Raw genomic sequence first — 26,806 nt, 5'->3', positions numbered from 1 at the left:
ATATGCCATGGAACAGCTTTTTTATAAATACCAGGCAACCGGAAACGACTTTATCCTGATCGACAACCGCCTGGGCGGGTTTCCCGGGAATGACTCCTCCCACATCGCCAATCTCTGCCACCGTCGCTTCGGAATCGGGGCCGACGGGTTGATCCTGCTAGAAAACGATCCGGGCGCGGACTTCCGCATGGTATATTTTAATTCGGACGGCAGGCCCGGGAGCATGTGCGGCAATGGGGGCCGCTGTATTACGGCTTTTGCAAAATTCCTGGGGATCGTAGGCGACACCTGTCGTTTCGTCGCATCGGACGGCCTGCACGAGGCCCGGATCAGCGGGGAATCCGTGTCCCTCCGTATGGCAGATGTGGGGGAGATCCGGCACAAAAAAAACTATAGCTTCCTCAACACGGGTTCGCCCCACCACGTCCAGGAAGTGTCCGGCCTGGAGGCTTATGACGTGGATCGGGAGGGGAAGCGCCTGCGTTACAGTTTGTACGGGGAGCCGGGCAGCAATATCAATTTTGTGGAACTGCAGCCTGACGGGGTCCTGCATGTACGCACCTACGAACGCGGGGTGGAGGCGGAAACCTACTCCTGCGGCACGGGGGTTACGGCCGCGGCCATTGCGATGGAGGCCCAGGGGAAACACCCGGAGCAACCTACGCGGATCCGCACGCGCGGGGGCGACCTGGAAGTTGCTTTCCGCAAGGACGCCGGTGCCTATACGGATATCTGGCTGACAGGTCCGGCCCGGATGGTATTTAAAGGAACCCTGTCGTGAAACTGGAAGGTGAAAATATCCGTTTGCGGGCCCTGGAACCGGAAGACCTCGAATTCCTGTACGCCCTTGAGAACGACCCGGAAATCTGGGAGATCAGTGGCACGCTGACCCCGTATTCAAAAAAGATACTCCGGCAATATCTCGAAGTTGCCCACCGGGATATCTATGAGGCCAAGCAACTGCGCCTGGCAATTTGCCGGCAGGACCATCGCTGCATTGGCCTGATCGACCTGTTTGATTTTGATCCCCGCCACTTGCGCGCTGGTCTGGGGATCGTTATTTCCGAGGATGCCTCCCGCAAGAAGGGATATGGCGAAGAAGCCATCCGCCTGGTCTGCGAGTACGGGTTCCGCGTCCTGGGCCTGCACCAGATTTACGCAGGGGTCGGGGCGGACAATGCTGCGAGCCTCAGGGTATTTAAAAAGGCCGGTTTCCGGGAAACCGGGGTCCGGGTAGACTGGACCCGGACGGCCAAAGGTTTCCGGGACGAAGTTTTCCTCCAAAAATTCCATCCGGATGTATCGTAAAAAGATTTTGCTTTTCGTTTTGCTGGGCGGCCTGATCGTCGCCGGGGCCTTTGCCTACCTGATCTACCGGGCACTATTTGTGCCGAATACGGCTTTTGAAAACGAGGTGGCCTATGTCTATATACGCACCGGGGCGCCGTATGATTCCGTGCGTTTGCGCCTGGAACCATTGCTCAGGGACCTTGAAACGTTCGATGCGGTAGCCCGCCGTAAAAAATACACCTCCAATGTACGGGCCGGCAGGTACCCCATCCGGCGCGGGATGAACAACAACGAAATCATCAATTCGCTTCGTTCGGCAAATACACCCGTACAGGTATCCTTCAACAACCAGGAGCGGCCCGCGTCCCTGGCCGGCCGGATAGCCGGGCAGATTGAGGCGGATTCCGCCTCCCTGCTGGAAGCATTTACCGATACGGCATTCCTGGCACAGCACGGATGGACCCGGGACCAGGCCCTGGTGCCTTACATCCCCAACAGCTACGAATTTTTCTGGGATACCGACGCCCTGGAATTCCGGGAGCGGATGCTGGAGGAGTACAATCGGTTCTGGAATGAGGCGCGCCGGGAAAAGGCTGCGGAGGTTGGACTGGAACCTGAAGAAGTGATCGCCCTGGCGTCGATTGTACATAAGGAAACCGCCAAACCCGACGAACGCCCCCGGGTGGCCGGGCTTTACCTGAACCGCCTCAGAAGGAATATGGCCCTGCAAGCCGACCCGACGGTGATTTACGCAATCAAGCGGGAAACCGGGAATTACGACACCATTATCAAACGCGTCCTCTACCGCGACCTGGAGCTGGATTCCCCGTACAACACCTACAAGTACGGGGGGATACCGCCCGGGCCTATTTTCATGCCGGATATTTCGGCCATTGAGGCCGTGCTCAACCCGGAGTCCCACAACTACCTCTATATGGTTGCGGACACCGAAAACTTTGGTTATCACCAGTTTGCGGAGACGCTATCGCAACATAACCGAAATAAAGAGCAGTATATCCGGTGGATAAACTCGATGAATATCCGCCGGTAACCATTCCCCGGGATTTTCACACCATTTAACCATAAAAACGGCCATTTTATGAAAATCTTGGGTTTTCCCTGTGCAGCCGGCCGTATCTTTGCCTTGAGAAATTTAAGCGGGAATCCCCGGCGGATTCCATCAGTCTTAAGAAAGCACATATATGAAAAGGTGGATAGGTTTCCTGATTCCTCTTGTCATGATCTTTGTTTTGGCGAGTTTTGATGCGGATTCACCACTCGACAATGTCCGGGTCCCCGAATCCCTGATCGCCACAGATTCGCTCCCCCAATTGCAACCCGTGCCGGAGATGGAATTCCGGGCTCAACGCAGGCCGGGCGGGATCCCTTTTCCCGGAAGCAGTTATATCGGTTTCCGGGAGGCCTTGGCCTTTAAGGAATCCGGCGGCGATTATTTCACTACGAATACGCTGGGCTACCTCGGGAAATATCAATTCGGAATAGGCACCCTGCAGTTGATGGGGGTATACAATGCCGCCACTTTTTTAAGCAACCCGGAATTACAGGAGAAAGCGTTTGCCACAAACCTGGCGCGGAACAAATGGATCCTGCGACGGGATATCCCCCGATTTGCAGGCAAAAGGATCAACGGGGTGGAGGTTACGGAATCCGGTATCCTGGCGGCTGCCCACCTGGCCGGAGCGGGCAATGTGAAAAAGTACCTGCGCAGCGGGGGCTCCTATGAGGCGGTAGATGCCTACGGGACGAGTATTACCAATTACCTCCGTAAATTCAGGGGGTACGACATGTCGGGAATCCTTCCCGAGAAAAACCCCAAAGTAGATTTTTAGCCCTTCCCCGGACTATTTTGACTGGATGCCAAAAATGGCCGGACGCTTGTTGAGGTCGGGCAGGTGATTTGCCCAATCCCCGACGGTCCGGGTCTGGATATATTCGGATTCCAGGGTCAGGTCTGCCGCGATACAGAGCAGCGTTTCCTTTCGAAGTGTCCGGACCAGCTCCGCCAACAGCTTTTCATTCCTGTAGGGGGTTTCCATAAAAAATTGGGACTGACCGAATTCCCCGGATCGCTTTTCGAGCGTTTTCAGCACCTTTTTCCTTTCGGACGTTTCGATGGGCAGGTAGCCGTTAAAGGCAAAATTCTGGCCGTTTAACCCACTGGCCATCAGGGCCAGGAAGATGGAGGAAGGGCCAACCAGCGGCACTACCCGGATGCCCCGGGCATGGGCCAGGGCTACGATATCCGAACCCGGATCGGCTATGGCCGGGCAGCCCGCCTCTGAGAGGACACCTACCGAAATTCCCTCCAGGCAGGGCGCCAGGTATTCCGGGATGGCTGCGGCTTCTGTGTATTTGTTTAGCGGGAACAATACGAGTGAAGGCTGCGATTTCCGCGGGGTAATTTTTTTGATGAACCTCCGGGCCGTCCGCTCATTTTCCACGATGAAATGCGAGAGTTGTTCCACGGTTTGCTTTACGGTCAACGGTAATACGCCCAGCGGTTCGTTATCGCCCAAAAGGGAGGGGATCAGGTAGAGTTTCCCGTAAGTATCAGGATTTTTTTCCATCGGGTTTGCCTATATATTCTGCGAGGATGTAATCGCAGGCCGTATCGATCATCCGGTAGACCTGTTCAAAGCCGTCGGCCCCGCCGTAATACGGGTCCGGGACTTCCCGCCGGCCTTTGCCGCCGGCCTCCAGCAACAGGGACACTTTGGCGCGGTCCCGTTCGTTCCGGGCCAGGCTCAGAATATTGGCCTGGTTCTCAAGATCCATGGCGAAAATATAGTCAAAATTGTCAAAATCGGAAACCGAAAACCTTCTGCAGCGCTGTCGGCTGATGTCGATTCCGTATTGCGCCGCCACCTCGATGGAACGCGGATCGGGCGGATTGCCCACATGGTATCCGGCAGTACCTGCCGAATCCACCACATAGTCTTCGCCGGCAAGTTTGGATGCAAAAATCCCCTCGGCCAGGGGAGACCGGCAGATATTGCCCAGGCAGACCATCAGGATTCGGGTCGCCATACGGGGTTATGAAAATTTCTTGGTGAGATCCTCGATGTATTTCCGAAACTGCTTGTCGGTTTCAGCGAGGTTGTCGACGGTCTTGCAGGCGTGTAGCACGGTAGCGTGATCCCGTTTGCCGATCTGGGATCCAATGCTTGCCAGGGAGGCCTTTGTAAACTTCTTGGCAAAGAACATGGCCAGCTGCCGGGCCTGTACGATGTGTCGCTTCCGGGTCTTGGACTGGAGCGTGGCCACATCCATTTCAAAGTAATCCGAAACGACCTTTTGGATGTATTCGATGGAAACTTCCCGCTTCGTGTTTTTTACGAATTTCTCTACCACCTGTTGGGCGAGGTCCAGGGTCACTTCCTTTTTGTTGAAGGAAGATTGCGCGATCAGCGAGATGATGGCGCCTTCCAGTTCCCGGATGTTCGATTTGATGTGCTTGGCGACGTAATCGATGATTTCCTCGGGCATTTCCACCCCGTCCCGGTACAACTTGTTCTTCAGGATGCAGACCCGCGTTTCGTAATCCGGGCTCTGCAGTTCGGCGGAAAGGCCCCATTTGAAACGGGACAACAGCCGCTGTTCGATGTCCTGCATGTCCACCGGCGCCTTGTCTGAGGTAAGGATTACCTGCTTGCCGTTCTGGTGGAGGTGGTTGAAGATGTGGAAAAATACATCCTGGGTCCCGCTCTTCCCGGAGAGGAATTGTACATCGTCGATAATCAGGACGTCGATGAGTTGGTAGAAATGGATGAAATCGTTGCGCGTATTCTTGCGAACGGATTCGATATATTGTTGGGTAAATTTTTCCGCGGAGATATAGAGGACGGTGCGTTCCGGGTATTTGTCCTTGATTTCCACCCCGATGGCATGGGCCAGGTGCGTCTTGCCGAGGCCGACGCCGCCAAAGACCAGGAGCGGGTTAAACGAGGTGCCCCCGGGTTTGTTGGCTACCGCCATCCCGGCCGATCGGGCCAGCCGGTTGGAATCCCCTTCCAGGAAATTCTCAAAATTGTAGCTCGGGTTGAGTTGCGATTCGATCTTGATATTGCGGATGCCCGGGATCACAAACGGGTTCTTCAGTTCCGGATTCTTGGATTTTATCGGCACATCCATCTCCTGGGGCGTCATCTGCCCCCGGTTGGCACTCGGTATTTTTTCCGTGAAGGGTTCCCGGTTGCCGTAAGTGTTTTCCATTTTAATTACATAGACCAGTTTGGCACCTTCGCCCAGTTCCCTTGTGAGCGCCACTTTGAGCAATTTCACATAGTGCTCCTCGAGCCATTCGTAGAAAAATTTACTGGGTACCTGGATGCTCAGCGCCTTTTCGGAGAGCTTAACGGGCTTAATGGGGACGAACCAAGTTTTGAAGGCCTGCGGTTGGATGTTGTCTTCTATAAAAGCCAAACAATTCTTCCATACGGAATTCGCAGTAACATTCATTGTTAAGGTTGTCTTAAGCCGGTTAGATGCTGGTTAGCTGGTATGAAAAAGGACAGTAATTCTGCCCTTCAAGAGTGAGACAAATATGTGAACAAAAAACCTAAAAAAAAAATCAAACTAGTGTTGAATATAATGTTTTTTTTTCGCAAGTTCTGACCCTCTTCGGCATCCTTTTAAATATATACTTTTTTCATCGGATAATCATGCAGGAACACCAGATTTCTTTCCGCGTCCGCTATGGCGAAACCGACCAGATGGGAGTGGTCTATCACGGGAATTACCCGGAATATATGGAGATGGGAAGGGTGGAGTGGCTCAGGGCCCTGGGGATTTCCTACAGGGAGATGGAAGAAAACGGATGTATGTTGCCGGTAATTTCCCTATCCGTTCAATATAAAAAACCGGCCGTTTACGACGACCTGATCACCGTGGTTACCCGGCTCAAAAATATACCTACCGTTCGTATACAATTCGAGTACGAAATCCGGTCGGAAAAAGGGGAAATTCTCGCCCTGGCCGAAACCGATCTGGCCTTTTTGGACACCTCCACCCGGAAACCCATGCGCTGCCCTGCGTATCTGATGGAAAAATTAAAACAGGAGTAAAAAAATATCTCTTGCCCAGGTTTACGACTCCGTTCGTTCTTCCACCTCAATGAATACCTCCGGCAGCGGCCCAAAGATCTCCCGGATCCGGTTTAGGTCTGAAAGGGGTATTTCCAGGTCCATCCGGCACGAAAGAGCCATTTCCCTCCGTACCACCCGCAGGCGCCGCTGGTCGACAATCCGGAGCACGGCATCCAGATCGTCATAGGTAAAGCGCAGGACCAGGACGGCCGACGGTCGGCGAACCTCAATGCGGCCGAGTTCCAGGCAGGATTTTGCAGCTTCCCGGTACGCCTGTATCAAACCGCCCACGCCCAGTTTTACACCCCCGTAATACCGCACCACGCACACCAGGACGCTGTGGAGGTCATAGGACTCGATTTGCCCGAATATTGGCGGGGCCGATGAATTGGCGGGCTCCCCGTCATCCTGCATGCGGATCTCCGGTTGACTGACTCCTATACGGTACGCATAACAGATGTGGGCGGCGCCCGGATGTTCCCGCCAGAGGGCGTCCACAAGTTCCTGTGCCCCGGAGGTGGTATTGACAGGATATGCATACCCGAGGAACTTGCTCTTTCGATCGCGGTATTCGGAAGGGCCGCAAGGGGCTTTCAGCGTACGGAAAGACAGGTTCTGCTCCATTTACGAACTTATAATGGCGATGCTTACCAGTGCCAGGCCAACGCCCAACCAGTTGCGGGCGGATAATTTCTCCCCGAAAAAAGCAATACCAAGCAGGGTGGTGAGCGTTACGATACCCACGTTATTCAGTGTAAAAATAGCGGCACTGGTGAGCCCGTCGAATTGCAGGGCTTTGAGCAGGAAGTAGATTGAAAAAAAGTTGGGGATACCCAGGGCCAGGCCCCCGAGCAGGTTGCGCGGCCGCCAGGTGAAAAGCTCCCGGGGTTTCCTCAGGGCGGTGACCAGGATGCCGGTAGTGCCGGCGGCCCCGAAGATGCAGGCGGAGAACAAGGGGTATTCCGCATCCGGGATCCGGGTTTCCTCCAGGTATTTGATGCTCGTGTCGATGATGCCCGAGCCCAGGAAAACCAGGGCGGGCAGGTAGAGCAGCCGGGGCTCCCAGGAGACCTTGCGGGTTTTGACGGAGGCAAAATACACGGCTACCAATGCCAGGGCAATTCCGGCTATCTTGATCGGCCCGAGGACTTCTCCGTAGAGGACCACCCCGGCAACCACCGGGATGACCAGGGACATCTTGGTGGCCACCGAGGCTACCGAAACGCCCAGTTGCTGAGATGTCCGGGCCATCAGGTTAAAAATGACGATAAAGAGAACCCCCAGGGCGACGGCAGGCAAAAACCAGGGTTTTCCCGGGATTTCCGGAAGCGAAAGGGTTCTGGGGAAGAAAATAAAGCCCACGCTGCAGGCGGTCAGGTAATTTCCGATAATGGCATAGAAGGTGTTTACGCGAAAACGGCTATATCCCTTAAAGACGACGAATATCAGGCTGGAGCTGGCGATACTCAAAATCAGGTCCCACATATCAGAGGCGGTTTTTGAGTTCCCGGACATCCTCCTGTCCCACCTGCAGGTGCCAGGTGGCAATTCCCAGCGAACGCGCCCCCAGGATATGTTCAAGGGTGTCGTCGATAAACAGTGTTTCCCCGGGCGCCAACCGGTTCTCCTCCAGCACATGCCGGAAGATCCCGGGTTCCGGTTTGCGCATCCCTATCTGGTAGGACAGGTAAAAGCCTTCAAAACATGCTTTTAACCGGGAAAAAGTCTCTTCCCCCAGCTGTCGGGCCACACAGGCCATGTGCAACTCGTTCGTATTGCTGAGTAAAAACATCCGAAAACCCCCGGAGTCGCGGAGGTTTTCCAGGAATTCAAGGCGGCCTTCCGGGAGGTGGCGGATGGTGGTATTCCAATGCCTGACGAGTACTTCCCGATCGGGTTCCCCAAGGCGGTTGCCCAGCCGGTCGAGGAATTCGGTGCTGGTCATTTGGCCCGCTTCGTATTGGTTGGCCCATGATACGAGTTCCGGGTCGGCCCCGGAGAGCCCATACCCCGCCAAAGCCCGGGGCACCCCTTCCTTGTCGAGGTCGATGATCACGTCCCCAAAATCGAATATCAGGTTTTTAATCATTGCGCCAGAGGGTTAGGGTGTCTGCCCCGGAGGCAGTGTTTGCCACGAGCCTTCCGGATAAGGCCGGGGCCCGCAGCCCGCCGTTTAATGGCCGGGGCCCTGTGAATACGCGGGCTTCGTCCCATAGCCCTGCGGAGAGGAAGGAACCCAGGGTGTGGGCGCCCCCTTCCACAAGGATACTCAGCACCCCCCGCTCCCGGAGTTCTCTGCACAGTGCCCGCAGGAACCCCGGACCCGGCTCCAGGAAAATATTCTCGACCCGGGCGCTGCCGGTGGGCTGCTGCCCGGTGTGCAATACCCGGAGTGTCGGCACCTTCCCGTCCAGCAAGCGAAGGCCTTCCGGAGCCCTGCCTGACGGATCCAGCAGGACCCGAAGCGGGTCCTTCCCCGCCCAGTCCCTGCTGGTGAGTTGGGGGTCATCGGCCGCAGCCGTTCTCCAGCCTACCAGAATTGCCGACTCCTGGGTCCGCCATTTGTGGACGAGTTGGCGGGATTCCCGGCCGGTAATCCACCAGGGCCCCGTCGATTCGCCCCTGACTTCCGGATCGGGTGCCAGGAAGCCATCCGGACTCTGGGCCCACTTCAATACGATATAGGGACGGCCTTTTTCGTGCAGGGTCAGAAAGCGCTTGTGGTGTTCCCGGCAGGCGTCCGCTGCAACCCCTACTTCCACCTGGCAACCGGCCTCCCTCAGTTGTGCGATCCCCTGGCCGGCCACCTTGTCGTGCGGGTCTGGCAGCCCGACCACCACGCGGCGTATTCCCGACTCGATGATCCGGTCTGTGCAGGGAGGCGTTTTCCCGTGATGGCAGCAGGGTTCCAGGGTGACATACAGGGTGGAATCCGGCAACTTGCCGGGGTCGGCCACGCTACGGATGGCATTTACCTCGGCATGCGGCCCGCCAAAAGCACTGGTATACCCGGAACCGATAATCGTATCGCCATGGGTCAGTAGGGCCCCGACCATCGGGTTCGGCGCACTCCGGCCCAGGGCATTCCGACCGATTTGGATGCAGCGCAACATGTATTTTTCCTGTATCTTCACCCCGCAAAAATAGCATATTGGGGATGAATAAAGCGACCTTGAAATTGCGGCGGATTGAACCCGGCGACAACCCGGGACTGGCGGCGTTGATCCGGGAGGTGCTTCCGGGCACCGGGGCGCCCGCCCGGGGAACGGCCCTGGCGGATACTTCCCTGGACCGGATGTTTGAAACCTATGACCGCCCGGACAGTGCATTCTGGGTGGTGGCCGACGAGCAGGAGGTTTGGGGCGGCGGCGGGATTGCCCCCCTGGATGGCGGGGATGCAGATACCTGCGAACTTCAGAAAATGTATTTCCGGGAGGAACTCCGGGGCATGGGGTTTGGGAAAGCCCTCTTGGAAAAAGCCCTGCAGAAAGCCCGGGAGTTGGGATACGCGTATTGTTACCTGGAAACCATGCCCTACATGGAGACGGCCCTGAGCCTCTATCGCCGGTACGGGTTTGAGGATCTCAGCCAGCCACTCGGCTGTACCGGGCATACGGCCTGCCAGGTCTGGATGCGCAAAAAACTCTGAGCGGATGCTGTTGCGCGAGGTGCGGGACATTTACAGGAAGGAACTCGGCGGGACTCATCCGCCCGGGGAAGTGGACGCTTTGTTTTACCGCCTTCTGGAGCACTATCTGGACCTGCCGCGATTTGTGCTTGGACTGGAACCCGGGAAAATGCTGACCCGCGAAGAAGAAGCCCCCCTTTTCAATGCCCTGTCCCAGCTGGCAGCAGGCCAGCCCGTTCAGTATATTACAGGTACGGCCCGATTCCTGGATATGGACTTGCGGGTAGGCCCGGGCGCGCTGATACCGCGCCCGGAAACCGAAGAGCTCGTACGGTGGGTCCTGGAGCGGCACGCCGCGGACCTCAGGGAAGGGAACATCCTCGATATCGGGACAGGCAGCGGTTGTATCGCCCTGGGCCTGGCAAAAAGCCTGCCCGCTGCCCGGGTAACAGCTCTCGACATTTCCGGGGAGGCCCTGGAGGTTGCCAGGGAGAATGCCCGGCACCTCGGACTGGATGTGCGCCTGGTTCGGGCGGATATCCGCAACCCGGAAGGGGAATGGCCCGAAAGTATTCTGAATCCGGAAGGGGAATGGCCCGGATACGACCTGATCATCTCCAACCCGCCCTACATTCCCAGGGGCCAGGAAGGCCAATTGGCAGTCCACGTCAGGGACCACGAGCCCCGGGAGGCACTTTTCGCCCCGGATTCCGACCCATTGCTCTATTACAGGCATATCGCCGGGTTTTCGCGCCGCCATTTACGCGGTGGGGGGTGGTTGTATGTTGAAATCCACGAGGATTTCGGCGCGCCGACCGCGGAGTTGTTCCGGGAGGCCGGTTTACTCGAAGTTTCCCTGAAAAAAGATATTTTTGGAAAGGACCGGTTTCTGTGCGGCCGGAGCCCGGATACAAACCATAAAGCGAGGCAAAACCCATGACCGAGAAAGTGAACAAGCGGGATATAGCGGAGAAGATACAGGCGCTCCGGGACGAACTCCGGGACCATAATTACCGCTATTACGTACTGGACGAACCGGTAATCAGCGACTATGACTTCGACATGAAGCTCAAGGCGTTGCAGGACCTCGAGAAGCAGCACCCGGAATTTTACGACCCGGCTTCCCCGACGCAACGCGTGGGAGGTGCCATCACCAAAAATTTTGAGACCGTCGTCCACGATTACCCGATGTACTCCCTGGACAATTCCTATTCCGTGGAGGAGTTGCGGGAATGGGAAAAGCGCATCCAGCGGGTGCTGGGCGATGTTCCGGTGACTTTTACCTGCGAGCTGAAGTACGACGGGGCATCCATCAGCCTGACCTACCAGGACGGCGCTTTGTTGCGAGCCGTTACCCGGGGGGACGGTACGCAGGGCGATGACGTGACGACGAATGTCCGAACCATTCGGTCCATCCCGCTCCGGCTGCAGGGCGACTATCCCAACCGCTTTGATATCCGGGGCGAAATTGTGTTGCCGCTGGAAGGTTTTGCCCGTATGAACCGGGAACGGGTCGAAAACGGGGAGGACCCCTATATGAATCCAAGGAACACCGCTTCGGGGAGCCTGAAATTGCAGGATAGCAGCATCGTGGCTGAGCGCCCCCTGGATTGTCTGCTTTACGGGATGGCAGGCCGGGACCTCGGGGCCGATTCGCACTTTGAAATACTCGGTTTGGCCCGGAAACTCGGGTTTAAGGTGCCGGACACGGCCAAATTGTGCAAGAATATCGACGAGGTTGTGGCCTACCTGGAGTACTGGGATTCTCACCGCCTGGAACTGCCTTATGAAACAGACGGGGTGGTGGTCAAGGTCAATAGCCTGCAGCAACAGGAAGAATTGGGGTATACGGCCAAATCGCCCCGATGGGCCATGGCGTACAAATTCAAATCCGAGCAGGCCGCCACGCGCCTGGAACGGATTACCTACCAGGTAGGCCGAACCGGTGCGATTACCCCGGTTGCCAACCTGGAACCTGTCTTGCTGGCCGGAACCACCGTCAAGCGCGCATCCCTGCACAATGCCGACCAGATTGCCAAACTGGACGTACGGGAAGGGGATACCGTTTACGTGGAAAAAGGCGGGGAGATCATCCCGAAGATCACGGGGGTGGATTTTAGCAAACGCCCGGAAAACAGTGCCCCGACCACCTACATTTCGGCCTGTCCGGAGTGCGGGACCGAGCTGGTGCGAAACCCGGGAGAAGCCCAGCATTTCTGCCCGAACGACACCGGGTGCCCGCCCCAGATCACCGGGCGCATCCAGCATTTTATTTCCCGAAAAGCCATGGATATTGAAGGGCTGGGCTCCGAAACCGTAGAGCTCCTGTTTAAGGAGGGACTGATCGGGGATTACGCGGATCTGTACACGCTGACCACTGACGACCTGCTTCCCCTGGAACGCATGGCGGAGAAATCTGCAGCCAACCTGGTGGAAGGGGTGGCCGCCTCCAGGAAAGTGCCTTTCGAGCGCGTGTTGTTTGCCCTGGGGATACGATATGTAGGGGAAACCGTTGCCAAGAAACTCGCAAGGGCCTATAAGAACATCGATGCGCTGATGGCTGCCAGTGCCGACGAGCTGCAACAGGTAGACGAAATCGGCCAGCGGATTGCGGGAAGCGTGGTGGAATTTTTCAGCGACCCGGTCAACCGGGAACGGGTCGAAAAGCTCAAGGGACACGGCCTGCAGTTCTCCCTGAGTGAAGAACAACTCAGGGGGCAAACCGATTTATTCCGGGGCAAAACTTTTGTGGTCTCCGGGGTCTTTGAGTCCATTGGACGGAACGAATTAAAAAAACGCATCGAGGACAATGGGGGGAAGGTCACCTCCTCGGTATCGGCCCGTACGAACTTTTTGGTTGCCGGGGCCAACATGGGGCCCAGCAAGCGGGAAAAGGCGGACAAAAACGGGGTACCCATTATTTCGGAAACCCAGTTCCTGGAAATGCTCGGGGACTGACCCGGGCGGACAGGGGGAGAACCTGCGATAAACAGATTGAAACGAAAGTATTATGCCACTGCCTGAAAATGTAGACGAATTCGAAAAAACCCTGGATCGCCAGGCCCCGGATACTTCCTGGCCGGACGGCCTGAAGGCCCTTTGGTGGGAAGGGGCAGGGGACTGGCAGGCATCGCACGATATTGCCGAGGCCATGAAGGGGCCCGTGGGAAGCTGGATACACGCCTACCTCCACAGGCGGGAAGGCGATCGATGGAATGCGGGCTACTGGTACAACCGGGCCGGCCGGCCTTACCCGGAGCATTCACTACAGGAAGAATTCCGGGAAATTGTCGCGTATTTACTGCAGGAATAAAGCGGGTCACACAGTGATCGATACCCAGGAACCGGCCGGCGGCGCCCCGGGTTCCAGGAAAAAATCTACCCGGCCCAGCCGAACCCCGTAGCATCCCACCTGGTTCACGAGTACGGGATCCCCCGCCCGGTTAGACAGCACGCGGGCTTCTTCCAGGAAGGTATGCGTATGCCCCCCGATAATCAGGTCGATCCCTTCGGTTTTTTGAGCCAGCAGTACATCGCTGGGACGGCTCGGGTCGTCGTAGCGGAACCCCAGATGGGAAAGGCAGATGACCAGGTGGCAGGCTTCCTCCTCCCTGAGGGTGCGGGACATGTCCAGGGCCCTTTCATAGGGGTCCTGGTAAAGGGTTTCCCCATAGAGGTCCGGCATTACCAGGCCGTCCAGTTCAATGCCCAGTCCAAAAATCCCGATCCGGACCCCGTCCACTACCCGGATTGTATACGGCGCCACCAGGCCGTTCAGGTCCGTGTTGGTGAAATCGTAATTGGCCGAGACAAACTCGAAACTCGCATAGGGCAGCTGTGCGAGTAACCCGGGGATGCCGTTGTCGAAATCGTGGTTGCCCAGGGTGGCGGCCTGGTAGTCCATGCGGCTCATCAGCCGGAATTCCAGTTCGCCTCCGTAAAAGTTGAAGTAGGGGGTTCCCTGAAAAATATCCCCGGCATCCAACAGGAGCGTATTCGGGTTCTCCCTGCGGATCTGAGCTATCAGGCCCGCCCGCCGTGCCGCCCCGCCCATATTGGGAAAGGCCCCGTGTCCGGGGGGGAAGGGGTCGACATGGCTGTGGACATCATTGGTGTGCAGGATGGTGATTTGCCTGCGCGACAACCCGGCACAGGAAGCCAGGTTGATCCCGGTAAGCCCGAGGGCTGCTCCCCCGGCCGCGCCGGTTTTAATAAACTTCCTTCGGTTCATTGCGATTGGATTAGGACGAACCGGTCGTCGACAGCGGCCCGCAACGTATCTACCCGGGTAAAGTAGTCTACCATGGCATTCCGTATTTTATAACCGGTATCCTCGGGGGTTTCCCCCAACTGGAAAAAATCCATGCCGTCTCCGCCTTCCACCAGGTAGTTGGAGGTGGCCACGTAGTAGGTCCTCGACTCGTCAAAGGGTTGTCCCCCGATATTGACGGCTTCGAGACTGCCCCCGGGCCCCAGTTGAATGTCGAGCCCCGCAAACGGGTGCGGCATGGACGATGCCACCAGGAATGCGATCATGGCGCGGATGGCCGCTCCCTGCATGGGCACGATATAGATGGTGTTCTCAAAGGGCATCACTTCGTAGGCGGTACGCTGGGTGACGGGCCCCCGGGAAATGATGTTCCGGATCGCCCCGTGGTTGAGGATTACCAGGTCTACCGGCGGTTTCCCCTGCAATGTGCGGAGGGAGTCGGCCTGTTCCAGCACCAGGTCGGCCAGCAGGTTGCCGAGGCTCGTGTTGCGGGCCCCATCGGTTTTGGTGAGCGTCTCCGGGGCATAGGCCAGGGGGGCATTCAGCGCATCTTCCAGACGATTTTTATAGGGGGCGATCAGGGCCTGCAGGGAGTCGTCTTCGGACAGGGTGCTGTCTATAATGGTTTGGGAAACAGTAATTTGCTGAAGGGATACCGGTTGTTGCCGGCAGGATGCCAACACACAAATTGTTATGATTAAAACAAAATGTTTCATTTTTAAACGCCTGCAACCTTGTAACTTTGCGCTGTGCAAGAGCGGATAATTCCTACCTTTGCTTAAAGCGTAAAGGTACATGTTTAAAGGTCTCAAAGACAAATTTAAATACAAATCCGGGGTGAAATACCTCCGGGAGGAAATGTCCCGCGACCGGCCCGCTCCAGAGCGCAAGCGGGGAGTGCAGGCGATTGCGATTATCGCGGACCTGGACACCTTTGACAGGGCCGAAGTGTTTTTTGACCTGATTGAAGCCTTTGGCCTGCGGCCCAACGCCATCAAGGTAATTGGGTACAGGCGTTTTTACGATACGAACTCCCCCTATGCCACACCGGTTTTTTCGGACAAGGACCTGGGTTGGAACGGGGAAATTGCAAACAGCTATGCGCTGGAGTTCCTGAGCCGGGAATACGATATCCTGATCAATTACTTCTCGGAGGACAACCTCCCGATGCAATTGATGAGCGTCAAGACCCGGGCCCGGATGCGCGTGGGTTTTGCAGGCCTGGATCCGGCCTTCAACGACCTGATTTTTGACTGCGACATGCAGGATTTCGGGTTGTTTAAGAAAGAAATGAAAAAGTACCTGGAGGTAATGAACGAATTGGTATGAGAAGCGAATTGAAAGGAACCGGCGTGGCGCTCGTCACCCCTTTCCGGGAAGACCTGTCCCCGGACATCCCGGCGTTGCGTAAATTGGTCCGTCACGTTATTGAGGGCGGGGTAGACTACCTGGTCGCACTTGGGACCACCGCGGAGTCTGCTACCCTTGCGCCCGGGGAAAAGGCCGCCGTGCTGCGGGTCATTGCAGAGGAAAACGACGGCCGCCTGCCGCTGGTGGCTGGGATCGGCGGGAACAATACGCTTTCGGTAGCTGCCGAAATGGAATCGGCCAACCTGGATGGCTACGATGCGATCCTTTCGGTTTCCCCATATTACAGCCGACCCACCCAGGAAGGGATTTACCAGCATTTCAAATATCTGGCGCACCGGGCGCCCCTGCCGATTGTCATGTACAATGTCCCGGCCCGTACCGGCAGCAACATGCTGCCCGAAACCGTGGCCCGGCTGGCCCGGGATTGCCAGGGGATTGTCGGCATCAAGGAAGCCTGCGGGGATATCGCCCAGATTCACACGCTGATCGATGCAGTCCCCAGGGATTTCCTGGTAATCTCCGGGGATGACCTCACCGCCGTTCCGACAGTACTTGCCGGGGGGGTTGGGGTAATTTCCGTTTTGGGGCAGGCGTTGCCCGTAGAATTTTCTACCATGATCCGCCAGGGGCTTGCCGGTGAATCCGGTCCGGCCACGGACCTGTCGGAATCCCTGCGCCCGCTCATCGGATTGATCTTCCGGGAAGGCAACCCGGCCGGGGTGAAAATGCTCCTGAGCCAGCTGGGCATCTGCAGGCCGGAGGTGCGACTGCCGCTCATGGCAGCGAGTGCTGAACTAAGCCGCGACCTCGATACGTTCATGACCGCATTTCTGCGGGAAAAGGTATGAAGCGTTAAAGTTTTGTTTAATTCCGTCAGACCCAGCCTCCCCGGGGCAATTAATACCGTATTTTTCGGTTTTCTATGTCGTTGGAAATCGCTAATTTTGCCAAATGTTTTTGAAAACCAGACTTTACGGTTGCCTGTTGCTGGCAAGCCTTGCGCTGGCCTCGTGCAGTGAGTACCAGAAGGTGCTGAAGGATACGGATATCAACCGGAAATACGAATTGGCCGAACGCCTCTACCAGGAAGGGTCCTATAAAAAGGCCAATCGCCTGCTGGAACAGATCGCCCCGCAATTTGTCGGGAAACCCCAGGGTGAACGGGTGATGTTCTTCCTTGCGGACAGCTATTTTCAGAAGGGGGATTACAATTTCGCCGGCTACCAGTTCGAACGGTTCCTCAAATCCTATCCCAAAAGCGACAAGGCCCCGGAGGCCGCTTTTCTGGGTGCCAAGAGTTATTATATGCTTTCGCCCAGGTATTCGCTCGACCAGACCGATACGGACAAGGCCCTGAATAAACTGCAGGTTTTCATCAACGCCTATCCGGAATCCGAATTCATGGAAGAGGCGAATGCCATGGCCCAGGAACTCACCCGGAAAAAACAGAAAAAGGCCTTTGAGATTGCCCGGCAGTTTGTGAAATTGGGCAAGTATTACACGCTGGACTACAACATTTCGGCCATTGCCGCCCTGGACAATTTTATCTCGGATCATCCGGGTTCTGTTTACAGGGAAGAAGCCTATTTCCTGAGGCTTCGGGCTGCGTCTACCCTGGCCGAAAACAGTACGCCCTCCAAGAAGAAGGAGCGGCTCGACAATGCCGTTGCGGCGTACAATGCTTTTATGAGGTACTATGCGGAAAGCGAGTTCGCCGAAGATGCGCGACAACTCTATGCTGACCTGCAGGAAGAAATTACAGAATTTGAAGCGATACAAACTTTATCCAAATGAATATGAACGACCTTAAAAACTCCCAGGCACCGGTAACCACCATTACCATCAACCGGAACGAGTTTGACGAAAAAACCGACAATATCTATGAGGCCATTTCCATCGTAGCCAAGCGCGCGGTGCAGATCAATTCGGAAATCAAGAAGGAACTTCTCGAAAAACTCGAGGAATTCGCCACCTACAGCGACAGCCTCGAAGAGGTTTTTGAAAACAAGGAGCAGATAGAGGTTTCCAAGTTCTACGAGAAATTGCCCAAGCCCCATGCCCTGGCCATCGAGGAGTGGCTTGAGGATAAGATATACTACCGGAACACGGCTAAGGACGAAGAATAAGATGCTGGCATCCAAGCGTATCCTTTTGGGCATTACCGGGGGTATTGCTGCGTATAAGACCACATTCCTGACCCGTTTACTGATAAAAGCCGGCGCTGAGGTCCGTATTGTAATGACCGAAAGCGCCGGCCATTTTGTTTCCCCCCTGACCCTTGCTACCCTTTCCCGTCACGAGGTCCTGACGGATTTTGTCCGGGAGGAGGATGGCGCCACCGACTGGAACAACCACGTAGAACTCGCCCTCTGGGCCGACCTGATGCTCATTGCACCTGCCACGGCCAACACGCTGTCCAAAATGGCTTCCGGAACCTGCGACAACCTCCTGATGGCGTGTTACCTGTCTGCCAAATGCCCGGTTTTCTTTGCTCCTGCCATGGATCTGGATATGTACAAGCACCCTACAACCCGGACCTCCCTGGAAAAGCTCGAGGCTTTTGGCAATACGATGATCCCTGCGACAAGCGGAGAGCTGGCAAGCGGCCTGGAAGGGGAAGGACGCATGGCCGAGCCCGAGGAGATCGTACGCCACCTGGAAGAAAGCCTGTTGGCGCGTTTGCCGTGGCGGGGCAAGCACGTGCTGATAACCGCGGGTCCTACCTTTGAGCCCATCGACCCCGTCCGTTTTATCGGGAACCATTCCAGTGGCAAAATGGGATTTGAACTGGCGCGTGCCGCGGCCAGTTGGGGCGCCCGGGTGACGCTGGTATCGGGGCCCAGCCAGGAACAGGCCAACCACCCGCTGATCACCTGCCTGCGCGTGCAGACCGCCTCGGACATGCTCGAAGCTGCCCAATCGCATTTTTCGGATGCCGATGTGGTGATCGGCGCTGCGGCCGTTTCGGATTACCGCCCGGCGGAAACTCAGGAACAGAAAATCAAGAAAACGGCTGAGACCCTCCGCCTGGACCTGGTGAAGAACCCGGATATTATCCAGACACTTGCCTCGGGCAAACAGGGGCAGTTTGTAGTGGGCTTTGCCCTGGAGACCGAAAACGAGGAGGAAAATGCGCGGGAAAAGCTTCGGCGGAAGCAGCTCGACGCCATCGTTTTGAATTCCCTGAGGGATCCCGGGGCGGGATTCGGAGGGGATCGGAACAAAGTGAGTTTCATAGACAAGAATTCCGGGATAAAATCGTTTGAATTAAAAAGCAAAGCCGATGTGGCAAGGGACATACTCCGGGAGATCGATGCGCGTATTTCGAAATAACCTGCTTGCAGGCCTGCTCCTGCTGGCGGCTGCCTGGCAGGCGCGGGCCCAGGAATTGAACTGTACGGTCACTGTCAATTCGGACCAGGTCTCCCAGACAAACCAACAGATATTCCGGACCCTGGAGCGTTCCCTGGCCGAATTCGTCAACAAGACGCGCTGGACGGATCGCGTCTACCGGGAAAACGAGCGGGTCAATTGCCGGATGTTTATCACGGTCACAAACTTCGATTCAAACCGTTTTGAGGCGACCATCCAGATCCAGTCGTCCCGGCCGGTATTCAATACCTCTTACGAAACACCCATCCTGAATTACAAGGACGACAAGTTCAATTTTGAATATATTGAATTCCAGCCGCTTGTATTCAATGAAAACGCGTTCAGTTCCAACCTGGTCGGCGTGGTGGCTTATTACGCCTACATCATGCTCGGGCTGGATGCGGATACCTTTCAGCTGGAAGGGGGGTCCGACCTGTATAACAAGGCGCGGGCCATCGTCACCCAGGCACAGGGCAACAATTACCCGGGCTGGGGGCAGACCGCCACCGACAACCGCACCAGGTTCCAGTTGGTGGACAACCTGCTGTCCAACACGTTCCGGGAATACCGGATTGCCCTCTACAATTACCACCGGAAGGGGCTCGACATCATGGCGGACAACAACAGTACGGGGAAACAAGTGATTGCCGGTTCCCTGCGCTTGTTCGAAACACTTATACAGCGGCGGCCCAACGCCTTTCTGATCCAGACGTTTTTCGATGCCAAGGCCGAGGAAATCCAGAACATCTTTTCGGACGGCCCGAAGGTGGATATTGTCCAGCTCAAGGAAACGCTTAACCGGGTGGCGCCATTCTATGCGAGTACCTGGAATCAAATCACCTATTAACCGCTAGCGGATTGCGGCGATTCTTTTATCTTTACAGGCAGTAACCCGCTGCCTCTATGCTCACCCACCTCGCCATTCGCAATTACGCCCTTATCGAGGACCTGCGCGTCGATTTTAAAGGGGGGCTGACCACCATTACTGGAGAAACCGGGGCCGGTAAATCCATCCTCCTGGAAAGCCTCGGCCTCGTACTGGGCAACCGGGCCGACCGCTCCGCGCTCCGCGATACGGAAAAGAAATGCGTGGTGGAGGCTGAGTTCGCCGTTGGCGCCTACCCGGGTATGCGGGAATTCTTCGAGACCCGCGACCTGGACTATGATGCCCAAACCCTGCTGAGGCGCGAAATCCGACCCAATGGAAAGTCCCGGGCATTTATCAACGACACCCCGGTAACTCTCGGCGTCATGGAGGAGCTCGGACAGCGGCTCATCGACGTTCATTCCCAACACCAGACCCTGGAACTCACCGACAGGGACTTCCAGTTGCGCGTGGTGGATGCACTGGCCGGCAACGGCCCCCTGCTGGAGACCTACCGGGAAACCCGGAAAACCTACCTGGAAATGGAAAAGCGGTTGCAGGCGCTGCGGAACGAGCGCGACCTGGCCTTCCGGGAACAGGATTACAATGAATTTTTACTGGAAGAACTCAACGGGGCCAACCTGGAACCGGGCATGCAGGAGCGACTGGAAGAAGAGCAGGCCACACTCAGCAACTCCGAACAAATCATAGGCCTGCTGGGCAACGCAGACCAGGTGATGCAGGAGGAAGAGTACGGCTTGCTCGCCATGCTCGGGCGATTGCGGCAAGTTACCTCGAAACTCGCCGCGTACGGCTCCCGTTTTTCCCAATTACACGAACGGGTTCAGTCCCTGTTGATTGAATCCGACGATATCGCCACTGAATTTGCCGACCTGACGGATCAGCAGCAGCCGGATCCGGATGCGCTGGAAAAAGTGAACAGCCAGCTCGGCCGCCTGTTTGATCTGCAAAAGAAACACCAGGTGGCAACCGTGGAGGAACTGCTGGCCATCCGGGACTCCCTTTCCAGGAAAGTGCACGATACAGCCCAGCTGGAGACCGACATTGAGGCGCTGGATGGGAAAATCGAAAAATTGCAGGATTCCCTCAACCGGATTGCCGGGCAGTTATCCGAACGTCGCGCCGGGGTGTTGCCGGGATTCACCGAAGATCTGAGAAAGGAACTCGTGGAGCTCGGAATCCCCAATGCGTCGTTTACCTGGGAATTGCTGCAACGGGAAGCCTTCGGGCCAAGCGGCCGCGATGTCCTGGAATTGCTTTTTACGGCGAACAAGGGAGGAAACTACGGACCCCTTAAAAAATCGGCCTCCGGGGGAGAACTTTCCCGCATCATGCTGGCCATCAAGGCGCGTTTGGCAGCTTTTGAAGCCCTGCCAACCATGATGTTCGATGAAATCGATACCGGGGTTTCCGGGGAAATATCGAACCGCATGGGGGATATCATGCGGGAAATGAGCCGGCATATGCAGGTGTTTGCCATTACCCACCTGCCCCAGGTTGCTTCCAAGGGGCACCAGCAATACAAAGTATACAAGGAGGATGTCGAAGGCCGCACCACCACCCGGATCCGACAACTTTCCCAGGAAGAGCGCATCCAGGAACTCGCCCAGATGCTCGGGGGCAGCCAGCTGACCGATACGGCCCTGACCCATGCCCGCGAACTGCTGAACTGACCGTTGAGAACAGCCGGGGCCGGCTCGTTGCTGCCCGAGTTGCCGTAGCCGTTAAATCCTCCAATTTAGCTATCTTTGGAACTGTTAAACAAAGCGACAAACCATGGCATATAATTTATTGAAAGGTAAAAAGGGGATTATTTTTGGCGCATTGGATGAGAACTCCATCGCCTGGAAGACGGCAGAAAGAGTCCACGAAGAAGGTGGGACATTTGTGTTGACCAACGCCCCGATAGCCATGCGCATGGGCCAGATCAATGCCCTGGCCGAGAAAACGGGGTCGCAGATCATACCGGCAGACGCTACCAGTGAAGAGGACCTGCAGAAACTCGTGGACCAGTCCATGGAAATTCTCGGGGGCAAACTGGATTTTGTCCTGCATTCCATCGGCATGTCGATCAACGTCCGCAAAGGGCGGCACTACACGGACCAGAAATACGACTGGACGGAAAAGGGTTGGGATGTATCGGCCCTTTCCTTCCACAAGGTTATGCAGACCCTCTACAAGGCGGATGCCCTGAACCCCTGGGGGAGCATTGTGGCATTGACTTACATGGCGGCCCAACGAACCTTCCCGGATTACAACGACATGGCCGACAACAAGGCCTACCTCGAGTCCATCGCCCGAAGCTTCGGGTACTTTTTCGGGAAAGAGAAAAAAGTACGGGTCAATACCATTTCTCAATCGCCCACCCCTACTACCGCCGGACAGGGTGTCAAGGGATTTGACGGTTTTATTTCCTATGCGGAGAAGATGTCGCCCCTGGGCAACGCAACTGCGCAGGATTGCGCCGATTACACGGTTAGCCTGTTCTCGGACCTGACGCGGAAGGTGACCATGCAAAACCTGTTTCACGATGGCGGTTTTTCCAGCACGGGGGTCAGTCAGGAGATCATCGACGAATTTTCGGAGTAATCCGCCCGTCCCGCACGGCCGGAACCTGCCGGAAGGCAGCAGCCCCGGGATAACGGGAGCCGATTGACTAACCCGACTCCATGAACCCCTTCTTTTCCTTTGTAATCCCGGTCTACAACCGCCCGGACGAGCTCCGGGAACTGTTTGCCAGCCTGGCCTCACAGGAGGCGGACACCCCCTTTGAGGTGCTCGTGGTGGAAGACGGTTCCGAAAAGGATGCCCGGCAGGTGGTGGAGGCATTCCGGGAAGACCTGGATATCCGCTATTTCAGCAAGGCGAATACCGGCCCAGGAGACTCCCGGAATTTCGGGATGGAACGCGCTCGGGGACAGTATTTCCTCTTGGTGGATTCGGATTGCATCCTTCCCCCGGGTTACCTCGGGAATCTGCAGGAAGCCCTTCAGTCGGACCCCCTGGATTGTTTTGGGGGTCCGGATGCAGCCGACCCTTCTTTTTCGCCCGTGCAGCAAGCCATCAGCTATACGATGACCTCGGGGCTAACTACCGGCGGGTTGCGGGGGGGTGCAAAAAGGAGGGAGGCCTTCCAACCCAGGAGTTTCAATATGGGAATTTCCCGCGAAGCTTTCCAAAAAAGCGGGGGGTTCGGAAACATCCATCCCGGGGAGGACCCGGACCTGAGCCTCAGGCTTCGGAAACTGGGCTTCCGCCTTGGGTATTACCCGGAGGTGGTGGTCTACCACAAACGCCGGGTGGATTTCCATTCATTTTACAGGCAGGTATACAAATTCGGCCTTGCGCGGCCCATCCTCAACCGCTGGCACCCGGGGAGCGCCAGGGTTACCTATTGGTTTCCCTTCGTTTTTACGCTGGGACTGGCCGTGGCGCTCCTGTTGCCCCTGCTATTTCGGCACCCCGCGGCCTGGATCCCTGCCGGGGCCTACCTGGCCTACCTGGCGGCGGTGGGCCTGGGCGCCCGGAGCACAACGCGCGACTGGCGGGCCGCCTGCCTGGCGATCCCCGCAGTCCTGGTGCAGTTTACGGGGTATGGATGGGGTTTTTTCAAATCCGCCATCTTGCTTACCTTTAGTAGAAAGAAACCGCAAACGCTCTTTCCGGAACTTTTTTATAATACCTGAGGCTTGATCAAGAAATTAAAATCCGGAATCAATACCCCGAAGGCGAAAATCTTTCTCCTGTTCCTTTTTTGCTCTTTTTCGGCCTGGCTCCTGATACGCCTGGCGCAGACATACAACCATACGTTGACATTCCGGATGCAGTATGAACAACCCCCGGACAGCCTCGTGTTGCTGACGCAGCCACCCCGGGACCTGAATGTGCGGGTCCGCGCCAGCGGATTCCAGCTCCTGAGGTACCAGATCAGCCCCAGGGATGTGGCGATTGATCTCCGTACGGCCCAGCGCAGAAAGGGCGCGTATTTTATCGGCCCGGAGGCCTACAGGCGGCAGGTGGAAAGTCAACTTGGGGAGGCCATGGGCCTGCTGGAGATGACCCGGGATACCATATTTCTGGATTTCCAGGCCCTCCGATCCCGTACGGTCCCCGTCCGCGCGGCCGTTCAGATAGAACTGGCCAGGAACTATATGCTGGATGGGCCGATTCAGGTGGAACCGCCGAATGTCCACCTTCTGGGTCCACCGGGAGAAATCGATACCATCCGGGAGGTTTGGACTGAACCCCTGAAGCTTACCGGGGTGCGCGATACGGTTAGCAGGACCCTCAGCCTGCCCGTTGCAGGACGGCTCCCAAACACGCAGTTTTCCGTTGGGCAGGTTACCGTGACCGCCGGGGTGTTCCGGTTTTCCGAAACGGTTGTCGATGTGCCGGTGGAAGTCATCAACCTGCCTGCGGACAGGGAAGTGCGGACATTTCCCGCTTCGGTGGGGGTATTGTGCAAGGGACGGATAGAATCCCTCAAGGAACTCGAACCTTCCGATTTCCGGATCGTAGCCGATTTTGAAAACCCGGATCCGGAAACCGGCCGGCTGCTTCTGCGCATTGCCGAACAGCCCGGGACAATCCAAAGTGGGGTCCTGCTGGAATCCACGGTGGAATTTATTGTGCGAAGCGAATGATGCGGGTAGGCCTTACAGGAGGTATCGGAAGCGGAAAAAGCACGGTGGCAGGTTTTTTCAGGGAGCTGGGTATCCCGGTTTACTACTCGGACGTCCGGGCGCGGGAACTCATGGAGGCGGACCCGGAACTCCGGGGGCGTATCGAAAACCTTTTGGGCGAGGAAGCTTATGCCGAAGGGAAACTGAACCGCGCCTGGATCGCCTCCCGTGTCTTCGGCGACGCGGAACTCCTGGAAGCCCTCAATGCCCTGGTACACCCGGCAGTAGCTGCGGATTTCAGATCCTGGTCGGCCCGGCAGGAGGCCCCGTATGTCCTGCAGGAGGCGGCAATCCTCATTGAAAACGGGGGATACCGGAATTTAGACCGGGTCATCCTCGTCACGGCGCCCGAGGAGGAGCGCATCCGGCGCGTGGTCGCCAGGGATAACACTTCCGGCTCCCGGGTGCGCAGCCGCATGGACGCCCAGTGGAGTGACCAGCGGAAAATCCCCCTGTCCGACTTTGTCATCGAAAACATGGAATTGGAGGCAACGCGGCGTGCAGTACATCGCATTCACCGGGAATTGCTTGAAATTCCGGGGTCCCCCGGGGCTTCGTAGTGTTAAGGTTAGGTTAAACCACCCCGCCTCTAAATGTTAAATTTTTACTTTTACCAGGACGATGAATAGGAGATTATTTGTGCTGCTCGTCATTCTGATGAGCCTTTCGCTCATAGGGATTATTGCAGTTCAACTCTATTGGATCAAGAGTTCGGTAGAGGATAAGGAAGAACAGTTCTCGAATGTGGTCACGGAAATCCTGTCGAAGGTGACGGACCAGATCGAAGAGCGGGAAATCAAGGATTACTCGGACCGGTTCCTGACGCTCAAGGACAGTATCGGCGAATTGAAAAGCGCCCATTGGAGCAACATTTTCTTTATCGACCGGGACCTGAACTCCAATGAGATTACCTTCTATTCCCACGGCATCCTCGAAGAGGATTACGACATTGCCTCCACGTTCTTTGACAGTGGTACGATAACAGATACCACCACCATCAAGAGTTATACGAGCCGAAGAACCCGCGCGGTCTTCAAGGAAGAATACGGCCTGGACGGGAAAGCCTACCGCTACAACCCGGTTGAGAAATGGGAGAAAGTGGGCGGTATCCCGATCCTGGACAAAGTGGCCTTTGACGATATCTACCGGGAATACGCGGAAAAAGTCCCGATACACGAACGGGTGAGCCGGCAGGAAATCGAACTTCTGCTGGACCGGGAACTCGCAGACCGGAACCTGGATATCGATTATGAATACGGGGTCTACAGCCGGGGGTTGCCTACCAAGGTCCGCTCCAGGAAATACAAATACGACCGGGAAAACTATTACAAGGCGCCGCTCTTCCGGGACATCGAGGGCAATACGGAATACGCCCTGCTGTTGTCCTTCCCCAGAAAGAAAAAGTTCCTGCTCAATTCGGTGCTGAGTATGGCGGGGTTATCGCTGCTCTTTACGCTGATCATTATGGTGGCCTATGCGAGCGCCATCTACCAGCTCATCCGGCAGAAACAGATTTCTGAGATCAAATCGGATTTCATCAACAACATGACCCACGAGTTCAAAACGCCGATAGCGACCATCAACCTGGCCGTGGAAGCCATCAAGAATCCGAAAATCATGGATGACCGGGAAAAAGTCAACCGGTACCTGCAGATGATCCGGGACGAGAATAAACGAATGCACGCCCAGGTGGAAAACGTGCTGCGCATATCGAAACTCGAAAAGAATCAGCTGGATATCAGCAAGGAACGGGTAGACGTGCACGACCTGATCCGGCAGGCAATTACCCATGTGGAACTGATTGTCCTGGACCGTGGCGGGTATGTAAAGGCGCACCTGGACGCGGAGCGCTCGGAGGTTTTGGCCAATGAAATGCACTTTGGCAACGTGATGGTTAATATACTGGACAATGCGGTGAAATATTCGCCGGAGGCCCCCAAGATCGACGTGTATACGGAGGTGGCCAACAACGCAATCCTGATCCGGGTACAGGACCAGGGGGCGGGAATGTCCAAAGCCGTTTTAAAGCGGATTTTTGAAAAATTTTACCGGGAACACACCGGGGATATACATAATGTAAAAGGGCATGGGCTGGGATTGGCCTACGTCAAGAAAATAGTAGAGGATCACCAGGGAGAGGTGTATGCGGAAAGTGAAAAAGGAAAAGGAAGCACTTTTTATATCAAACTCCCACTAATTTAA

General features: G+C 56.2%; 30 protein-coding genes. 21 read left to right on the top strand and 9 right to left on the bottom strand.

Annotated features, from left to right (window positions below):
- The first annotated feature begins 7 nt into the window (after window positions 1–7).
- The 4 genes from dapF (at window position 8) to RB2501_RS12385 (ending at window position 3,140) form a co-directional block, all read left to right on the top strand.
- Complete coding sequence (dapF, locus tag RB2501_RS12400; RefSeq protein ID WP_015755187.1) at window positions 8–781, top strand: diaminopimelate epimerase; 774 nt, start codon at window positions 8–10, stop codon at window positions 779–781.
- Entirely contained in the window at window positions 778–1,308 is a 531-nt protein-coding gene (locus RB2501_RS12395; protein ID WP_015755186.1) for a GNAT family N-acetyltransferase, read from the top strand. Before dapF ends, RB2501_RS12395 begins: the two co-directional genes overlap by 4 nt.
- A complete protein-coding gene (gene mltG, locus RB2501_RS12390; RefSeq protein ID WP_015755185.1) occupies window positions 1,298–2,341 on the top strand; it encodes an endolytic transglycosylase MltG in 1,044 nt (347 codons plus the stop codon). The genes RB2501_RS12395 and mltG overlap by 11 nt, the downstream gene beginning before the upstream one ends.
- A gap of 187 nt (window positions 2,342–2,528) precedes the next feature.
- Window positions 2,529–3,140, top strand: coding sequence for a lysozyme family protein (locus RB2501_RS12385; RefSeq protein ID WP_015755184.1), 612 nt, complete (start codon window positions 2,529–2,531; stop codon window positions 3,138–3,140).
- A 12-nt stretch (window positions 3,141–3,152) separates the two neighbouring features.
- Here the strand turns inward: RB2501_RS12385 and RB2501_RS12380 are convergent, their stop codons facing one another.
- The 3 genes from RB2501_RS12380 to dnaA are packed head-to-tail and all read right to left on the bottom strand — an operon-like array spanning window position 3,153 to window position 5,769.
- On the bottom strand, window positions 3,153–3,878 hold the full coding sequence (locus RB2501_RS12380; protein ID WP_015755183.1) for an SAM-dependent methyltransferase: 726 nt from the start codon (window positions 3,876–3,878) through the stop codon (window positions 3,153–3,155).
- Window positions 3,862–4,338, bottom strand: coding sequence for a low molecular weight protein-tyrosine-phosphatase (locus RB2501_RS12375; protein ID WP_015755182.1), 477 nt, complete (start codon window positions 4,336–4,338; stop codon window positions 3,862–3,864). Before RB2501_RS12375 ends, RB2501_RS12380 begins: the two co-directional genes overlap by 17 nt.
- Before the next feature lie 6 nt (window positions 4,339–4,344).
- Window positions 4,345–5,769 (bottom strand): chromosomal replication initiator protein DnaA, encoded by a 1,425-nt coding sequence (gene dnaA / locus RB2501_RS12370; protein ID WP_015755181.1) that lies wholly within the window; start codon window positions 5,767–5,769, stop codon window positions 4,345–4,347.
- A 203-nt stretch (window positions 5,770–5,972) separates the two neighbouring features.
- Here dnaA and RB2501_RS12365 point away from each other — a divergent pair, with 203 nt between their 5' ends.
- The gene (locus RB2501_RS12365) at window positions 5,973–6,374 is read left to right on the top strand and encodes an acyl-CoA thioesterase (protein ID WP_015755180.1); all 402 of its coding nucleotides are present in this window, start codon (window positions 5,973–5,975) and stop codon (window positions 6,372–6,374) included.
- 21 nt (window positions 6,375–6,395) lie between these two features.
- Here the strand turns inward: RB2501_RS12365 and RB2501_RS12360 are convergent, their stop codons facing one another.
- Genes RB2501_RS12360 through ribD form a run of 4 tightly spaced genes read right to left on the bottom strand, consistent with a single transcriptional unit; the run spans window position 6,396 to window position 9,508 of the window.
- Window positions 6,396–7,019, bottom strand: coding sequence for an IMPACT family protein (locus RB2501_RS12360; RefSeq protein ID WP_015755179.1), 624 nt, complete (start codon window positions 7,017–7,019; stop codon window positions 6,396–6,398).
- The gene (locus RB2501_RS12355; RefSeq protein WP_041327236.1) at window positions 7,020–7,880 is read right to left on the bottom strand and encodes a DMT family transporter; all 861 of its coding nucleotides are present in this window, start codon (window positions 7,878–7,880) and stop codon (window positions 7,020–7,022) included.
- Between the two features lies 1 nt (window position 7,881).
- Complete coding sequence (locus tag RB2501_RS12350) at window positions 7,882–8,484, bottom strand: HAD family hydrolase (RefSeq protein WP_015755177.1); 603 nt, start codon at window positions 8,482–8,484, stop codon at window positions 7,882–7,884.
- Entirely contained in the window at window positions 8,477–9,508 is a 1,032-nt protein-coding gene (gene ribD / locus RB2501_RS12345; RefSeq protein ID WP_238528072.1) for a bifunctional diaminohydroxyphosphoribosylaminopyrimidine deaminase/5-amino-6-(5-phosphoribosylamino)uracil reductase RibD, read from the bottom strand. The genes RB2501_RS12350 and ribD overlap by 8 nt, the downstream gene beginning before the upstream one ends.
- A 44-nt stretch (window positions 9,509–9,552) precedes the next feature.
- Between ribD and RB2501_RS12340 the strand changes: the two genes are divergently transcribed.
- From RB2501_RS12340 to RB2501_RS12325, 4 genes are read left to right on the top strand one after another with little or no spacing between them, the layout of a single operon-like run.
- Window positions 9,553–10,044 carry a GNAT family N-acetyltransferase gene (locus tag RB2501_RS12340; RefSeq protein ID WP_015755175.1) on the top strand — a complete coding sequence of 164 codons (492 nt, stop codon included), beginning with the start codon at window positions 9,553–9,555 and terminating at the stop codon, window positions 10,042–10,044.
- A 4-nt stretch (window positions 10,045–10,048) separates the two neighbouring features.
- The gene (prmC, locus tag RB2501_RS12335) at window positions 10,049–10,963 is read left to right on the top strand and encodes a peptide chain release factor N(5)-glutamine methyltransferase (RefSeq protein WP_015755174.1); all 915 of its coding nucleotides are present in this window, start codon (window positions 10,049–10,051) and stop codon (window positions 10,961–10,963) included.
- Window positions 10,960–12,981 (top strand): NAD-dependent DNA ligase LigA, encoded by a 2,022-nt coding sequence (ligA, locus tag RB2501_RS12330; protein ID WP_015755173.1) that lies wholly within the window; start codon window positions 10,960–10,962, stop codon window positions 12,979–12,981. The genes prmC and ligA overlap by 4 nt, the downstream gene beginning before the upstream one ends.
- Window positions 12,982–13,033: 52 nt before the next feature.
- The gene (locus RB2501_RS12325) at window positions 13,034–13,336 is read left to right on the top strand and encodes a hypothetical protein (protein ID WP_015755172.1); all 303 of its coding nucleotides are present in this window, start codon (window positions 13,034–13,036) and stop codon (window positions 13,334–13,336) included.
- 6 nt (window positions 13,337–13,342) lie between these two features.
- Here RB2501_RS12325 and RB2501_RS12320 read toward each other — a convergent pair whose 3' ends face one another.
- Together RB2501_RS12320 and RB2501_RS12315 are read right to left on the bottom strand one after the other, a co-directional pair.
- On the bottom strand, window positions 13,343–14,254 hold the full coding sequence (locus RB2501_RS12320) for a metallophosphatase (protein ID WP_015755171.1): 912 nt from the start codon (window positions 14,252–14,254) through the stop codon (window positions 13,343–13,345).
- Window positions 14,251–14,976 carry a 5'-nucleotidase C-terminal domain-containing protein gene (locus tag RB2501_RS12315; protein WP_187289170.1) on the bottom strand — a complete coding sequence of 242 codons (726 nt, stop codon included), beginning with the start codon at window positions 14,974–14,976 and terminating at the stop codon, window positions 14,251–14,253. Before RB2501_RS12315 ends, RB2501_RS12320 begins: the two co-directional genes overlap by 4 nt.
- A 112-nt stretch (window positions 14,977–15,088) precedes the next feature.
- On the opposite strand from RB2501_RS12315, the gene RB2501_RS12310 reads away from it, so the two are divergent.
- The 12 genes from RB2501_RS12310 (at window position 15,089) to RB2501_RS12255 (ending at window position 26,806) form a co-directional block, all read left to right on the top strand.
- Entirely contained in the window at window positions 15,089–15,622 is a 534-nt protein-coding gene (locus RB2501_RS12310) for a DUF6913 domain-containing protein (RefSeq protein ID WP_015755169.1), read from the top strand.
- Window positions 15,619–16,512 carry a 4-hydroxy-tetrahydrodipicolinate synthase gene (gene dapA / locus RB2501_RS12305; RefSeq protein WP_015755168.1) on the top strand — a complete coding sequence of 298 codons (894 nt, stop codon included), beginning with the start codon at window positions 15,619–15,621 and terminating at the stop codon, window positions 16,510–16,512. The genes RB2501_RS12310 and dapA overlap by 4 nt, the downstream gene beginning before the upstream one ends.
- Window positions 16,513–16,615: 103 nt before the next feature.
- Window positions 16,616–17,458, top strand: coding sequence for an outer membrane protein assembly factor BamD (locus RB2501_RS12300; protein ID WP_015755167.1), 843 nt, complete (start codon window positions 16,616–16,618; stop codon window positions 17,456–17,458).
- 2 nt (window positions 17,459–17,460) lie between these two features.
- A complete protein-coding gene (locus RB2501_RS12295) occupies window positions 17,461–17,790 on the top strand; it encodes a DNA-directed RNA polymerase subunit omega (protein ID WP_041327837.1) in 330 nt (109 codons plus the stop codon).
- 1 nt (window position 17,791) lies between these two features.
- Window positions 17,792–18,997, top strand: a complete 1,206-nt coding sequence (coaBC, locus tag RB2501_RS12290) for a bifunctional phosphopantothenoylcysteine decarboxylase/phosphopantothenate--cysteine ligase CoaBC (RefSeq protein ID WP_015755165.1) — start codon at window positions 17,792–17,794, stop codon at window positions 18,995–18,997.
- The gene (gene porD / locus RB2501_RS12285; RefSeq protein WP_015755164.1) at window positions 18,978–19,883 is read left to right on the top strand and encodes a type IX secretion system protein PorD; all 906 of its coding nucleotides are present in this window, start codon (window positions 18,978–18,980) and stop codon (window positions 19,881–19,883) included. Before coaBC ends, porD begins: the two co-directional genes overlap by 20 nt.
- 56 nt (window positions 19,884–19,939) lie before the next feature.
- The gene (recN, locus tag RB2501_RS12280; protein WP_015755163.1) at window positions 19,940–21,595 is read left to right on the top strand and encodes a DNA repair protein RecN; all 1,656 of its coding nucleotides are present in this window, start codon (window positions 19,940–19,942) and stop codon (window positions 21,593–21,595) included.
- A 103-nt stretch (window positions 21,596–21,698) separates the two neighbouring features.
- Window positions 21,699–22,511, top strand: coding sequence for an enoyl-ACP reductase FabI (locus tag RB2501_RS12275; protein WP_015755162.1), 813 nt, complete (start codon window positions 21,699–21,701; stop codon window positions 22,509–22,511).
- An 80-nt stretch (window positions 22,512–22,591) separates the two neighbouring features.
- Window positions 22,592–23,608 carry a glycosyltransferase gene (locus RB2501_RS12270; protein WP_015755161.1) on the top strand — a complete coding sequence of 339 codons (1,017 nt, stop codon included), beginning with the start codon at window positions 22,592–22,594 and terminating at the stop codon, window positions 23,606–23,608.
- 3 nt (window positions 23,609–23,611) lie between these two features.
- Window positions 23,612–24,565, top strand: coding sequence for a CdaR family protein (locus RB2501_RS12265; protein WP_015755160.1), 954 nt, complete (start codon window positions 23,612–23,614; stop codon window positions 24,563–24,565).
- A complete protein-coding gene (gene coaE / locus RB2501_RS12260; protein ID WP_015755159.1) occupies window positions 24,562–25,164 on the top strand; it encodes a dephospho-CoA kinase in 603 nt (200 codons plus the stop codon). The genes RB2501_RS12265 and coaE overlap by 4 nt, the downstream gene beginning before the upstream one ends.
- A 61-nt stretch (window positions 25,165–25,225) precedes the next feature.
- Window positions 25,226–26,806 carry a sensor histidine kinase gene (locus tag RB2501_RS12255; protein ID WP_041327234.1) on the top strand — a complete coding sequence of 527 codons (1,581 nt, stop codon included), beginning with the start codon at window positions 25,226–25,228 and terminating at the stop codon, window positions 26,804–26,806.

The organism is Robiginitalea biformata HTCC2501 (genome assembly GCF_000024125.1).
GTDB classification, from domain to species: domain Bacteria; phylum Bacteroidota; class Bacteroidia; order Flavobacteriales; family Flavobacteriaceae; genus Robiginitalea; species Robiginitalea biformata.
Note: the sequence above shows the minus strand (reverse complement) of the source record. Positions and strands in the feature narration are given on the sequence as shown.